The organism is Kitasatospora sp. NPDC029367, assembly GCF_055569135.1.
Genome location: NZ_JBVHYH010000052.1, coordinates 1 through 12322, shown reverse-complemented (window position 1 = coordinate 12322; position 12322 = coordinate 1). Strand labels below are relative to the sequence as shown.

10 protein-coding genes are annotated in these 12322 nt (G+C 71.8%); 6 read left to right on the top strand and 4 right to left on the bottom strand.

The genetic code is table 11. The annotated features are described in order from the left end of the window. Nucleotides 1-90: 90 nt before the first annotated feature. Together ACZ4W5_RS25420 and ACZ4W5_RS25415 are read right to left on the bottom strand one after the other, a co-directional pair. Entirely contained in the window at nt 91-912 is an 822-nt protein-coding gene (locus ACZ4W5_RS25420) for a hypothetical protein (protein ID WP_465657103.1), read from the bottom strand. Between the two features lie 136 nt (nt 913-1048). Beyond that, nucleotides 1049-1891, bottom strand: a complete 843-nt coding sequence (locus ACZ4W5_RS25415) for a hypothetical protein (RefSeq protein WP_465657101.1) — start codon at nt 1889-1891, stop codon at nt 1049-1051. A gap of 190 nt (nt 1892-2081) precedes the next feature. On the opposite strand from ACZ4W5_RS25415, the gene ACZ4W5_RS25410 reads away from it, so the two are divergent. Beyond that, nucleotides 2082-4718 carry a valine--tRNA ligase gene (locus tag ACZ4W5_RS25410; RefSeq protein WP_465657100.1) on the top strand — a complete coding sequence of 879 codons (2637 nt, stop codon included), beginning with the start codon at nt 2082-2084 and terminating at the stop codon, nt 4716-4718. 379 nt (nt 4719-5097) lie between these two features. Then, nucleotides 5098-5622 (top strand): hypothetical protein, encoded by a 525-nt coding sequence (locus ACZ4W5_RS25405; protein ID WP_360228918.1) that lies wholly within the window; start codon nt 5098-5100, stop codon nt 5620-5622. A 26-nt stretch (nt 5623-5648) separates the two neighbouring features. Here the strand turns inward: ACZ4W5_RS25405 and wecB are convergent, their stop codons facing one another. Both wecB and ACZ4W5_RS25395 read right to left on the bottom strand, forming a co-directional pair. Then, nucleotides 5649-6836, bottom strand: coding sequence for a non-hydrolyzing UDP-N-acetylglucosamine 2-epimerase (gene wecB, locus ACZ4W5_RS25400; RefSeq protein WP_465657148.1), 1188 nt, complete (start codon nt 6834-6836; stop codon nt 5649-5651). A gap of 67 nt (nt 6837-6903) precedes the next feature. Next, complete coding sequence (locus tag ACZ4W5_RS25395; protein ID WP_360228912.1) at nt 6904-8337, bottom strand: glycosyltransferase family 2 protein; 1434 nt, start codon at nt 8335-8337, stop codon at nt 6904-6906. Between the two features lie 231 nt (nt 8338-8568). On the opposite strand from ACZ4W5_RS25395, the gene folC reads away from it, so the two are divergent. The 4 genes from folC to ACZ4W5_RS25375 all read left to right on the top strand — a co-directional run bounded on the left by folC (nt 8569) and on the right by ACZ4W5_RS25375 (nt 12180). Further along, entirely contained in the window at nt 8569-9960 is a 1392-nt protein-coding gene (folC, locus tag ACZ4W5_RS25390) for a bifunctional tetrahydrofolate synthase/dihydrofolate synthase (protein ID WP_465657097.1), read from the top strand. 1 nt (nt 9961) lies between these two features. Further along, a complete protein-coding gene (locus ACZ4W5_RS25385; RefSeq protein WP_360228906.1) occupies nt 9962-10306 on the top strand; it encodes a DUF4233 domain-containing protein in 345 nt (114 codons plus the stop codon). Nucleotides 10307-10423: 117 nt separating this feature from the next. Further along, entirely contained in the window at nt 10424-10837 is a 414-nt protein-coding gene (ndk, locus tag ACZ4W5_RS25380) for a nucleoside-diphosphate kinase (RefSeq protein ID WP_396235982.1), read from the top strand. Nucleotides 10838-11154: 317 nt separating this feature from the next. Next, nucleotides 11155-12180 (top strand): rod shape-determining protein, encoded by a 1026-nt coding sequence (locus ACZ4W5_RS25375; protein ID WP_360228991.1) that lies wholly within the window; start codon nt 11155-11157, stop codon nt 12178-12180. Nucleotides 12181-12322: the final 142 nt, after the last annotated feature.

Here is a 12322-nt window from a genome sequence, read left to right as displayed (position 1 = left end):
CAGCACAGGGGCCGTGGACCCGCGAAAAAGGGAGTCCCACAGAACGGGAGTCGGGGGCCCCCCCCCTCCGCTACTGCCGTCCGGGCGGGCCTACTTGGGCACCTCGGCGACCGCGCGCAGGTCGCGGGTGTCGGCGGCGAGCTTGTCGACGTCGGGCTGGGTGCCGTCGTCGGAGCCCTTGAGCACCATGACGACGGTGCTCTTGTCGGCCCAGGCGCAGAGCGACAGCTTCGTCTCACCGTTCTGCGAGGTGGCGCAGTCCATCTGGCCGCCCTTGGGGCCCGGGTCCACCGAGTGCCGGCCGCTGATCGTGCCGCCCGCGCCGGAGAAGCCGGCGAACATCTGGTCCAGCTCCTGCTTGGGCAGCAGCACCTTGCCGTAGACGCCGACCGCGATCAGCTGCGGGGTGGAGTCCGAGTCCTGGTACACCCCGGCGACGCCGGTGGGCTTCCAGTTGCCGTCGCCCTGGCCGATCTTGGAGGTCAGCTCGTCCTGCAGCTTCCCGGTCACCGCCGGGTCGTCGTTGGCCTTGAGGTCCTTGAAGGTCGCCGGCATCACGAGCTTCTGGGTGCCCGTGCCGCTGGTCACGTTCCAGGCGAGGTAGCCGAACACGCCGATCAGGACGACCAGCACGGCGCCGACGGTGCCGAGCACGATCCACAGCGTGCGGCGCGACTTGCGCGGCGGCACCGGCGCGTACCCGCCGTAACCCGGGTAGGCCCCGGGCGCGCCCTCCGGGTAGCCCGGGTAGCCCGGGTAACCCGGGTGGCCGCCGGCCTCCGGCCCGCCGGGTGCGGGGTAGCCGGGCGGCGGGGCCTGCGGCGGGACGCCGCCGTAGCCGGGGGCGGCCGACGGCGGCGTCGCCGGGTACCCGGGCTGCGGCGGGGGCCCGTACGGGTTCTGGTCGGACATGCGGGGCCCTTTCTGGGACGTCGCGCGAGGAGACCGCCGGGGGTGCCGGCGGTGCGGTGCTGCTGCGGTGGTGCGGCTGCTGCGGTGCTGCTGCTGCGGTGCTGCTGCTATGGGGAGGCCGGGCGGGGGCTCCGGGTCAGCGGGCGACCTTCATGGCGTCGCGGATGGTGCGGGTCTTCGCCGCGGCCTGGTCGGCGGTGAGGCCCGAGTCGCTGCCGCCCGTGCCGCCGGTGGTGCTCAGGCTGAGGTGGCTGAAGGTGACCCGGCCGTAGGTGGACTTGTCCGCCCAGACGCAGACCGTCGGGCCGGGCTTGCCCATGATGCTGGCGACGCCGCAGCTGAGCTTGCCGTCGGAGGCGTGGCCGTCCTTGGCGGGGAAGTCGGTCATCGGGCTGGACCAGGTCAGGCCGCCGCTCTCCTTCTTGGAGTCGGCGATGATCTGCGCGGGGTCGTTGAGGGAGCCGTAGATGCCGAGGATCGACAGCGAGTCCATGTTCTTGACGTCGGCGCCCTTGCTGTAGCTGGCCCCCAGCCCGTGCAGGTCGGTGCCGATCTTGGCGACCTCGGGCTTGCTCATGTCGGCGGCCTCCTCCTTCGCCGACTTCTGGACGTAGCCGTCGAGCAGCGTCTGCGGCGCGCTGAGCTTGTACTGGCCGCCCGAGTCGCTGCCGGCGCCGAGGAACTTCCAGGCGGCGAAGCCGCCGCCGCCGAGCGCCAGGGCGCCGATGACGAGGCCGACCACCAGGCCGCCCTTGCCCTTGCGCGGCGGCGCCGGGTAGCCCGGCTGGCCGTACGGGCCCTGCGGGGGCACGCCGTACTGCGGCTGGGGGGCGCCGTAGGGCTGCTGCGGCGGGTACCCGTACTGGGGCTGCGGGGCGCCGTAGGGCGGCTGCTGTGGCGGCGGCGCGCCGTAGGGCTGGCCGCCGTAGGGCTGGCCCTGCTGCGGCGGATACTGCTGTCCCTGTCCCTGGCCGTACATGTGTCCTCGTGCTCCCCCGCCGCACCCGCGGCCGATCCTCGTATGGGTATGTCCGTGCACGCCCGGTCACCCGGACGAGTGCCCGGGCACGCTACCGCACGGCACCGGCGGCGGGAGCGCCCGGACCGGCCGAGTCCGCGGACCGAAAGCGGTTCGTAACCAGCGCCCCCGGTTACGTAAACTGTGCGTCGTGACCGACACGACGAACCAGCGCCCCGTGAGCACCACCGGGGACGATGCGGCAACCCTCCCGACGACCTACACCCCCGCGGACGTAGAGGGCGAGCTGTACGAGCGCTGGGTGGAGCGTGGCTACTTCACCGCGGACGCGAAGAGCGACAAGCCCGCGTACACGATCGTCATCCCCCCGCCGAACGTCACCGGCGTCCTGCACCTGGGCCACGCCTTCCAGCACACGCTGATGGACGCGCTGACCCGCCGCAAGCGGATGCAGGGCTTCGAGACGCTCTGGCTGCCCGGCATGGACCACGCGGGCATCGCGACCCAGAACAAGGTCGAGCAGCAGCTCGCCGAGGCCGGCCTCTCCCGCCACGACCTGGGCCGCGAGGCCTTCGTCGAGAAGGTCTGGGAGTGGAAGAAGAGCTACGGCGGCCGCATCCTCGGCCAGATGCGCCGCCTCGGTGACGGCGTGGACTGGTCGCGCGAGCGCTTCACCATGGACGAGGGCCTGTCCCAGGCCGTCCAGACCATCTTCAAGCGCCTGTTCGACGACGGCCTGATCTACCGCGCCGAGCGCATCATCAACTGGTGCCCGCGCTGCCTCACCGCGCTGTCCGACATCGAGGTGGAGCACGAGGACACGCCGGGCGAGCTGGTCTCGATCCGCTACGGCGACGGTGACGACTCGATCGTCGTCGCCACCACCCGGGCCGAGACGATGCTGGGCGACACCGCGGTGGCCGTCCACCCGGAGGACGAGCGCTACAAGCACCTGATCGGCCGGACCATCAAGCTGCCGCTGACCGACCGGGAGATCCCGGTCGTCGCCGACGAGCACGTCGACCCGGAGTTCGGCACCGGCGCCGTCAAGGTGACGCCCGCGCACGACCCGAACGACTTCGCCATCGGCCAGCGCCACGACCTGCCGAACCTGACGGTGATGGACGAGCGCGGTGCGATCACCGTGCACGGCCCCTTCCTCGGCCTGGACCGGATGGAGGCCCGTTCGGCCGTCGTCGGCGCGCTGCGCGAGCAGGGTCGGATCGTCGCCGAGAAGCGCCCGTACATGCACGCCGTCGGCCACTGCTCGCGCTGCCACACCGTGGTCGAGCCGCGGCTGTCGCTGCAGTGGTGGGTCAAGGTCGAGCCGCTGGCCAAGGCCGCGGGCGACGCCGTCCGCGACGGCAAGGTGGAGATCCACCCGAAGGAGCTGGAGCGCCGCTACTTCGACTGGGTCGACAACATGTACGACTGGTGCATCTCGCGCCAGCTCTGGTGGGGCCACCGGATCCCGGTCTGGTACGGCCCCGAGGGCGAGGTCGTCTGCGTCGGACCGGACGAGCAGCCGCCGACCGGCGAGGGCTGGCACCAGGACCCGGACGTCCTGGACACCTGGTTCTCCTCCGGCCTGTGGCCGTTCTCCACGCTGGGCTGGCCGGAGAAGACCGCCGACCTGGAGAAGTTCTACCCGACCGACGTCCTGGTGACGGGCCACGACATCATCTTCTTCTGGGTCGCCCGGATGATGATGTTCAGCCTGTACGCGATGGACGGCGAGGCGCCGTTCAAGACCGTCGCGCTGACCGGTCTGGTCCGCGACGAGTTCGGCAAGAAGATGTCGAAGTCCTCCGGCACCGCGGTGGACCCGCTGGACTGGATGGACGCCTACGGCGCCGACGCCGTCCGCTTCACCCTGGCCGGCGGCGCCAACCCGGGCGCCGACGTGCCGATCGGCGAGGACTGGGTCAAGGGCTCGCGCAACTTCTGCAACAAGATCTGGAACGCGACCCGCTTCGCGCTGATGAACGGCGCCACCACCGAGGGCCCGCTGCCGGCGCCCGAGGAGATGACCGCGGTCGACCGCTGGATCCTGTCGCGGCTGAACGCCACCGTCGCCAAGGTGGACGGGCTGTACGAGGACTACCAGTTCGCCAAGCTCTCGGACGCGCTGTACCACTTCGCCTGGGACGAGGTCTTCGACTGGTACGTCGAGCTCTCCAAGACCACCCTGGCCAAGGGCGGCCCGCAGGCGGACGCCTCGCGCCGGGTCCTGGGTGAGGTCCTGGACGTCACCCTGCGGCTGCTGCACCCGGTCGTCCCGTTCGTCACCGAGGCGCTGTGGACCACGCTCACCGGCGCCGAGTCGCTGGTCGTCGCCGAGTGGCCGAAGGACAGCGGCTACCGCGACGCGGCCGCCGAGTCGGAGGTCGCCACGCTGCAGCAGGTGGTCACCGAGGTCCGCCGGTTCCGCTCGGACCAGGGCCTGCAGCCCGCGCAGCGCGTCCCGGCCCAGCTGGAGCTGGCCGGCACCGTGCTGGCCGTCCACGAGGACGCGATCCGCTCGCTGCTGCGGCTGACCGTCCCCGAGGAGGGCTTCGCGGCCACCGCCTCGCTGCCGGTGGCCGGTGCCACCGTCGCGCTGGACCTCTCCGGCACCATCGACGTCGCGGCGGAGCGCAAGCGCCTCGCCAAGGACCTCGCGGCCGCCGAGAAGGAGAAGACCCAGACCACCGCCAAGCTCGGCAACGAGGCCTTCCTGGCCAAGGCGCCGGACGAGGTGGTCGCCAAGATCCGGGGCCGTCAGGAGGCCGCCGAGGCCGACATCGCCCGGATCACCGCCCAGCTCGCGGCGCTGCCGCAGGGCTGAGCCCGCACCGCCCCTCGGGGGCCGCATCCCGCGACGCGCGGGGTGCGGCCCCTCGGCGTTTTCCGGGCGGGTCCGCTTCCGGGGCGTACCTTCCGGCGCGCCCGTTTGCGGCGCGCTCGTGACGGCGCGCGTTCGTTTGTGGCGCGCCGTTTCGCCGGGTCCGCCGAAACGACCGCTACGCCTAATAGAGCAGCAACATTGCTCCCTTCCGGCGAATATTCATCCTGGACCGGGTGAGGTCCTATTCCGAGCGAATTGATTCCGGTCTTGCCCGCGCGCGTTCGCAGAAGTTTCCAGGTCGGATGTGTACGGTGTGCTCGAAGTTTCCGAAGGTGTTTCTGCTGAGCGTTCCTGCTGAGCGACGGACGGGAGGCATGGCGTGGTGGTGACCGAGGAGTTGGCCCAGGAACTGCCTGCCGAGGCGGTCGAGGAGGCCAAGGCCAGGGCGGCGACCCTGCTGCTCGCCTTCCGCCACGGCAACCAGCTCGCGTTCGACCACGAGTTGGACCTGCTGATGACGGAGAACGCCGAGCGGGAGGTGACCACCCTGCTCACCTGGATCGCCGCCGAGGCCGTCCGCAAGGCGTACGCCCCCGAGGTCGGCGACCGGGTGCTGCGGGCGATGGCCCGTCGGGCCCCGCAGGACAGCGCCGCCGTCCAGGTGGACGAGGAGAGCGCGAACGCGGCCCAGCTGATCGAGGCGGTCGCGGACGGCCGGGTGGCCGAGGTCCGCGGCCTGGTCGCGGCGACGGCGGACACCACCTTCCTGCTCGGCGGTCTGCTGCAGGGCGTTGCGATGATGCTGCCGCTGCTGCCCGAGGGTGAACTGGCAGAGATCACGGCCGAGTTGCGCCGTCGGCACGGCGGCTCCGCGCACGTCCCGGAGGCCCGGGCCGGGGTCTGACCCACCAATCCGGCTGTCAGGAGTCCCTACGCGGCCAACGGGACCGCCTGGACGGTGGCGCGGTCGGCGGCCCCGGCGTTCCGGGTCAGGGCGTCCTCGGCCCCGGCGTCCTCGGCCAGGGCGGCGGTCAGCGCGGCGATCCGGGCCGAGGCGCGGCCGTCGCCGTACGGGCTCGGGGTGGCGGCCAGCCGGGCCAGCCGCTCGGGGGTGTCGGACAGCCAGCCGCGGGCCAGCTCGCCGAGCTCCTCGCCGGGCCGCACCAGCGCGGCGAAGCCGGCGTCGACGGCCTCCGGGCGCTCGGTGGAGCGGCGCACCACCAGCAGCGGACGGCCGAGCACGGTGCACTCCTCCTGTACGCCGCCGGAGTCGGAGACCAGCAGCGCCGCGTGGCTCGCCAGGCCCAGGAAGTCGCCGTAGCCGACCGGTTCGGTGACGGCCAGGCGCTCCAGCAGGGCGTCCAGGGCGAACCGCCCGATGGCGGCCCGGGTGCGCGGGTGCATCGGGAACAGCACCGGGGTGCCGGCCCGGGCGATCCGGTCCAGCTCGGCGAGCACGGCGCCGAGCGCCTCGGCGGTGTCGGTGTTCTCCGGGCGGTGCACGGTGGCCAGCACGTACCCGTCCGGGCGCAGCCCGTGCGCGGCGAGCAGCGCGGCGAGGGCGTCGGCGCCGGGCAGTTGACGGCGGACCACCTCGACGACGGTGTTGCCGGTGAGCGCGATCCGCCCCCGGTCGAGGGACTCGGCGCGCAGGTTGGCGACGTTGTCCTCGGTGGCGGCGCAGAGCAGGTCGGAGACGTGGTCGACCATCACCCGGTTGTGCTCCTCGGGCATCGCCCGGTCGTAGCTGCGCAGCCCGGCCTCGACGTGCACCAGCGGGATCTCCCGGGCGTTGGCGGCCAGCGCCCCGGCGAGGGTGGCGTTGGTGTCGCCCTGGACGACGACGGCGGCGGGGCGGTCCTCGGCGAAGGCGGCGTCCAGCTGGCCGAGGGACTGGGCGATCTGGCCGGCCCGGGGCCGGCCGCCGACGCCGGTGAGCAGCTCGGGCGCGGGCAGGTCGAGGTCGCGCAGGAAGCGGCCGGACATCGCCTCGTCCCAGTGCTGGCCGGTGTGCACCAGCCGGGTGGCGTCGCCGAGTTCGTGGATCAGCGGGGCGAGCTTGACCAGCTCGGGGCGGGTGCCGAGGACGACGGCGACGCTGTTCGGGGGCAGGCACATGCTCATGCGGGGCTCCGGGAGGACGGCGCGGGGGTGGGGAGGCGGCGCGGGGCGGGGGAGTGGGGGTTCAGGATTCGAGCGCGGTGGGGGCGCCGACGGCGACCTTCTCGGCGTTGCGCCGGGTCTTGGCCCAGCCGTTGCGGCCCAGCAGTAGTCGGACGGCGGCCCGGGCGGCGACCACGAAGAGGTGGTAGGCGTAGAGCCAGACCAGGACGCCCCAGAGCAGTCCGGTGAGCCGGCTGCGGTCCGGGTGGACGGCCCTGCGGTAGGCGAGGCCCCAGAACACCATCGGCAGGGTGGCGAGCACGAAGGCGAGCAGCATCCACGGGCCGAACCGGAGCTGGAACTCGATGGTCTCGGCGGGGAAGAGCACCAGCCCGGCGGCGGTGATGGCGAGCGAGAGCGGGAACAGCAGCACCAGCAGGACGCAGACCACCGGCTGGAGGAAGGTGTAGAGCACCTCGGCCTTGCCGCAGGCCCGGTAGTGCGGGGAGCGCAGCACCCGGCCGGTGTAGCGCAGGCACTGCATGTTGCCCTGGGCCCAGCGGGTGCGCTGGGTGAGGAAGCGGCGCAGGGAGATCAGGCCCTCCTGGGAGACCTGGGCCTCGGTGACGTGGGTGAGCCGCCAGCCGGCCAGGCGCAGGTCGAGGCCGGACTCGTAGTCCTCCAGGAGGGCGCGCTCGGGCCAGGGGCGGCCGGCCCGGCCCTCCTCGGCGGTGAGCGAGTCGAGGGCGGTGAGCCGGACGAACTGGCCGTTGCCGCCGAGGCCGACGCTGCCGGTGCGGCGGCGCAGCAGCTGCATGCCGGCGTTGTTGGCCTGGAACTCGACGTCCTGCATCCGGACCAGGGTGCGGGCGAGGGCGTTGGCGGTGCGGCCGCGGCCGGGCAGCGGGCGCTCGTCGTCGGCGTTGCGCATCCGGACGCCGATCTGGACGGCGCCGGTGTCGGGGCGGCCGAGGGCCTTGGGGTTGCAGACCTGGCCGAGGGTGCCGGGGTCGAGCTGGCCGTCGGCGTCGACCACGCCGATGACCACCTCGGAGCGGTCGGTGGACTCGGGCAGCCAGGCGGAGATCTCGCGGTAGGCGGCGTTGAGCGCGGCGCCCTTGCCGATCCGGGCGTGCGGGCGGCGGCGCTGGACGAGGTGGATCCGCGGGTCGCGGGCCGCGGCGGCGAGGACGAGTTCGCGGGTGGCGTCCTCGCTGTCGTCGTCGATCACCCAGAGGTGGGCCTCGGGCGCGCTGGCCCGCAGGCCGTCCAGGGTCTGGGTGACCACCGCTTCCTCGTCGCGGCAGGGGATGACCAGGTGCCACTGGAGGGTGGCGGGGTCGCCGGGCGGGGAGGGGCGGTTGTGCCGGAAGGCGTGGCGGGAGCCGGCCCAGTACACGAGGAAGCGTCCGAAGACGAGGGCCAGGTAGCCGACGAGGGCCAGGGAGATCAGTCCGGCGAACCAGACGACGGCGTCCTGGCGGAGCACGATCCAGTCGTGCAGGGCGTCGGGCATGGCGCAGTGCTCCTCATGATCAAAGGCTGTCGGCTCCTATGGCTTGCGAATCGATGCTCCATTGCCGTCAAAACTCGCCAAATCGATAGTAAAGGGAGCAAACTCAAGAAGTAAGGCAAAGACGGGGCAAAGTGGCCGTTCTCACCCCGTCGCCCGCCGCGCCGCCGTCCCGTCGGCGCCGTACCCCTCGCCCTGTGGGGCCGGGCCGCCGCCGCTCCGTAGACTGTGGTCGTGAGCGACAAGGCCGACCCGAATCCGTACACCCTCCGCCCCTCCGACGACAGCACCGGCGACGCCCTGCGCGACGTCGAACTGGAGCTCTCCAAGCGCTGGCCGGAGAACAAGCTGGAGCCCTCGCTCGACCGGATCGAGGCGCTGATGGACATCCTGGGCCAGCCCCAGCGGTCCTTCCCCTCCATCCACATCACCGGCACCAACGGCAAGACCTCCACCGCCCGGATGATCGAGCAGCTGCTCAACACCTTCGAGCTGCGCACCGGCCGCTACACCAGCCCGCACGTGGAGAGCGTCACCGAGCGGATCACCCTGGACGGCCTCCCGATCAGCCCGGAGCGCTTCGTCGAGGTCTACCGCGACATCGAGCCCTACGTGCAGATGGTCGACGCCGCCCAGCCCGTCCCGATGTCCTTCTTCGAGGTGCTCACCGGCATGGCCTACGCGGCCTTCGCCGACGCGCCGGTGGACGTCGGGGTGGTCGAGGTCGGCATGGGCGGCTCCTGGGACGCCACCAACGTCATCGACTCCGCCGTGGCCGTGATCACCCCGATCGGGCTGGACCACACCGACAAGCTCGGCAACACCACCGGCGAGATCGCGGTCGAGAAGTCCGGGATCATCAAGTCCGGTGCCGTCGCCGTGGTCGCCCAGCAGCAGCTGGACGCCGCCCAGGTCATCCTGCGCCGGGCCGTCGAGGTGGACGCCACGGTCGCCCGCGAGGGCCTGGAGTTCGGCGTGATCCGCCGTGAGCTCGCCGTCGGCGGCCAGCTGGTGACGCTGCGCGGGCTCGGTGGCGAGGAGTACGAGGACGTCTTCATCCCGCTGCACGGCGAGTACCAGGCGCACAACGCGGCGCTGGCGCTGGCCGCGGTCGAGGCCTTCTTCGGCGTCGGCGGCGCCCGCGGCGGTCAGCTGGACGTGGACAAGGTCCGCCAGGGCTTCTCCGGCGTGTCCTCGCCGGGCCGCCTGGAGATCGTCCGCCGTAGTCCCACGATCATCCTGGACGCCGCGCACAACCCGCACGGCGCCCGGGCCACCGTCGCCGCGATCTCCGAGTCCTTCGGCTTCACCCGCCTGGTCGGCGTGATCGGGACCTCGGGGGACAAGGACGTGGCCGGCGTGCTGGAGGCCTTCGAGCCGATCCTGGCCGAGGTCGTCATCACCCAGAACTCCACCCACCGCGCCATGGACGTGGACGCCCTCGCGGCCCTGGCCGTGGAGATCTTCGGCGACGACCGCGTCCAGGTCGAGCCCCGGCTCGACGACGCCATCGCCGCGGCCGTCACCCTGGCCGAGGAGGAGGGCGACCTCGGCGGCGCCGGGGTGCTGGTCACCGGTTCGGTCATCACGGTGGGCGAGGCCCGCCTGCTGCTCGGGAGGAAGTGACATGAGGACGCTCTGCTCCTCGACGCTGATCGGCGAAGCGCTCCTGATCATGTTCGCGGCGCTGGTCGCGATGCAGCTCTCCAGCGTCTCGACGGCCACCGTGTGGATCGTCAGCGGCATCGCGATGGCGCTGTGCATCGCGCTCTGCGGCATGATCAACCGCCCCGGCGCGGTGCAGATCGGCTGGGCGCTGCAGATCGGCCTGATCGCCAGCGGCTTCGTCCTGCCGACCATGTTCGGCCTCGGCGTGGTCTTCGCCGGCCTGTGGTGGTGCTCGGTGCACTACGGCCGCAAGGTGGACGAGTTCAAGGCCGCCCGCGCCGCCGCCGAGGCCCAGGCCGCCTGACCCCGGTCGGGGGCCCGGGCCGTGTGACCCCGGTCGGGGGCGCGACCGACCGGTCGTTCACGCAAGGTAACCTCTGCCCCATACCGCATGTCGTACCAGATCACCAGGAGACGCACCGTGTCCCAGCGCACTCTCGTCCTGCTCAAGCCCGACGCCGTCCGCCGCGGCCTGGCGGGCGAGATCATCAGCCGCATCGAGCGCAAGGCCGGCTGGCAGCTGACCGCGGTCGAGCTGCGCACCTTCGACCGGGAGACCCTGGAGACGCACTACGCCGAGCACGTCGGCCGCCCGTTCTACGAGCCGCTGCTGGAGTTCATGACCTCCGGCCCGTCGATCGCGATGATCGTCGAGGGCGAGGAGGTCGTGAAGGGCATCCGGATGCTGGCCGGCGCCACCAACCCGCTGGAGGCCGGCTCCGGCACCATCCGCGGCGACTACGCGACGATCACCCGCGAGAACCTGATCCACGCCTCCGACTCCCCGGAGTCCGCCGAGCGCGAGATCAAGATCTTCTTCCCCGCGCACGCCTGATCCGGCGGGCGGCACGCCCGGCAGGACCTTCGCACCGCCCCGGTCGGGACCATTGGCCCGGCCGGGGCATTCTTATCGTGAAATAGGGAACTGGGAACGCCGACACGGCGTCCCAATGCTCGGAGAAGCGATCACGCTCCGGACAATGGACGGTATGCCCCGCGTCGATGTCCGTGCCGTGCGGCGTGACTACGATGGACGCGACTCAAGGGCCCGGTACGGCAGCTCAGCTGGTCTCCGCCCAAGCGTGGGCGCGCATCCGTCCACCCTCAAGAACTCCGAGCCCGGGAAGGCACCCACACCCCATGGCGAGCAACCTGTCGTTCATCGGCCGCGACTTGGCGATCGACCTCGGAACAGCCAACACGCTGGTGTACGTCAGGGGCAAGGGGATCGTCCTCAACGAGCCGTCCGTCGTCGCGGTCAACACCAACACCGGCGGCATCCTGGCGGTCGGCGCCGAGGCCAAGAAGATGATCGGCCGCACGCCCGGCAACATCGTCGCCATCCGCCCGCTCAAGGACGGCGTGATCGCCGACTTCGAGATCACCGAGCGGATGCTGCGCTACTTCATCCTCAAGATCCACCGCCGCCGCTACCTGGCCCGCCCGCGGGTCGTGGTCTGCGTGCCCTCCGGCATCACCGGCGTCGAGCGCCGCGCCGTCATCGAGGCCTCCTCGCAGGCCGGCGCCCGCCAGGTCCACATCATCGAGGAGCCGATGGCCGCCGCGATCGGCGCCGGCCTGCCCGTCCACGAGGCCACCGGCAACATGGTCGTCGACATCGGCGGCGGCACCACCGAGGTCGCCGTCATCTCCCTCGGTGGCATCGTCACCGCCCAGTCCATCCGGGTGGCCGGCGACGAGCTGGACAACGCGATCGTCCAGCACATCAAGAAGGAGTACTCGCTGCTCCTCGGCGAGCGCAGCGCCGAACAGATCAAGATGAGCATCGGCAGCGCCTTCGGCCTGGAGGGCGAGAAGGACGAGCACGCCGAGATCCGCGGCCGCGACCTGGTCAGCGGCCTGCCCAAGACCGTCGTCATCTCCGCCGCCGAGGTCCGCGCCGCCATCGACGAGCCGGTCAACTCGATCATCGACGCGGTCAAGACCACCCTCGACCAGTGCCCGCCCGAACTGGCCGGCGACGTCATGGACCGCGGCATCGTGCTCACCGGCGGCGGCGCCCTGCTGCGCGGCCTGGACGAGCGGCTGCGCCGCGAGACCGGCATGCCGATCCACATCGCCGAGAACCCGCTCGACTCCGTCGCGCTCGGCTCCGGCAAGTGCGTCGAGGAGTTCGAGGCGCTCCAGCAGGTACTGGACGCCTCTCCGCGCCGTTAGCACCACGACGACCATTCCGAGACTCAACTGAACGGGCGGGCGCCCCGGGCCCCCAAACCCCCGCGGCCCCCCCATACCAAAAGGCAATACCCACACCACCCGGGGCAACACAAAGAAGCGGTTTTTTTTTTCTCTTTCTTTT

What these genes read in the sequence shown, in the direction of transcription:
- ACZ4W5_RS25385 (WP_360228906.1), top strand. Translation starts at nt 9,962, where the DNA reads ATGAGGACGCTCTGCTCCTCGACGCTGATCGGCGAAGCGCTCCTGATC.
- wecB (WP_465657148.1), bottom strand. Translation starts at nt 6,836, where the DNA reads ATGTGCCTGCCCCCGAACAGCGTCGCCGTCGTCCTCGGCACCCGCCCC.
- ACZ4W5_RS25395 (WP_360228912.1), bottom strand. Translation starts at nt 8,337, where the DNA reads ATGCCCGACGCCCTGCACGACTGGATCGTGCTCCGCCAGGACGCCGTC.
- ACZ4W5_RS25415 (WP_465657101.1), bottom strand. Translation starts at nt 1,891, where the DNA reads ATGTACGGCCAGGGACAGGGACAGCAGTATCCGCCGCAGCAGGGCCAG.
- ACZ4W5_RS25420 (WP_465657103.1), bottom strand. Translation starts at nt 912, where the DNA reads ATGTCCGACCAGAACCCGTACGGGCCCCCGCCGCAGCCCGGGTACCCG.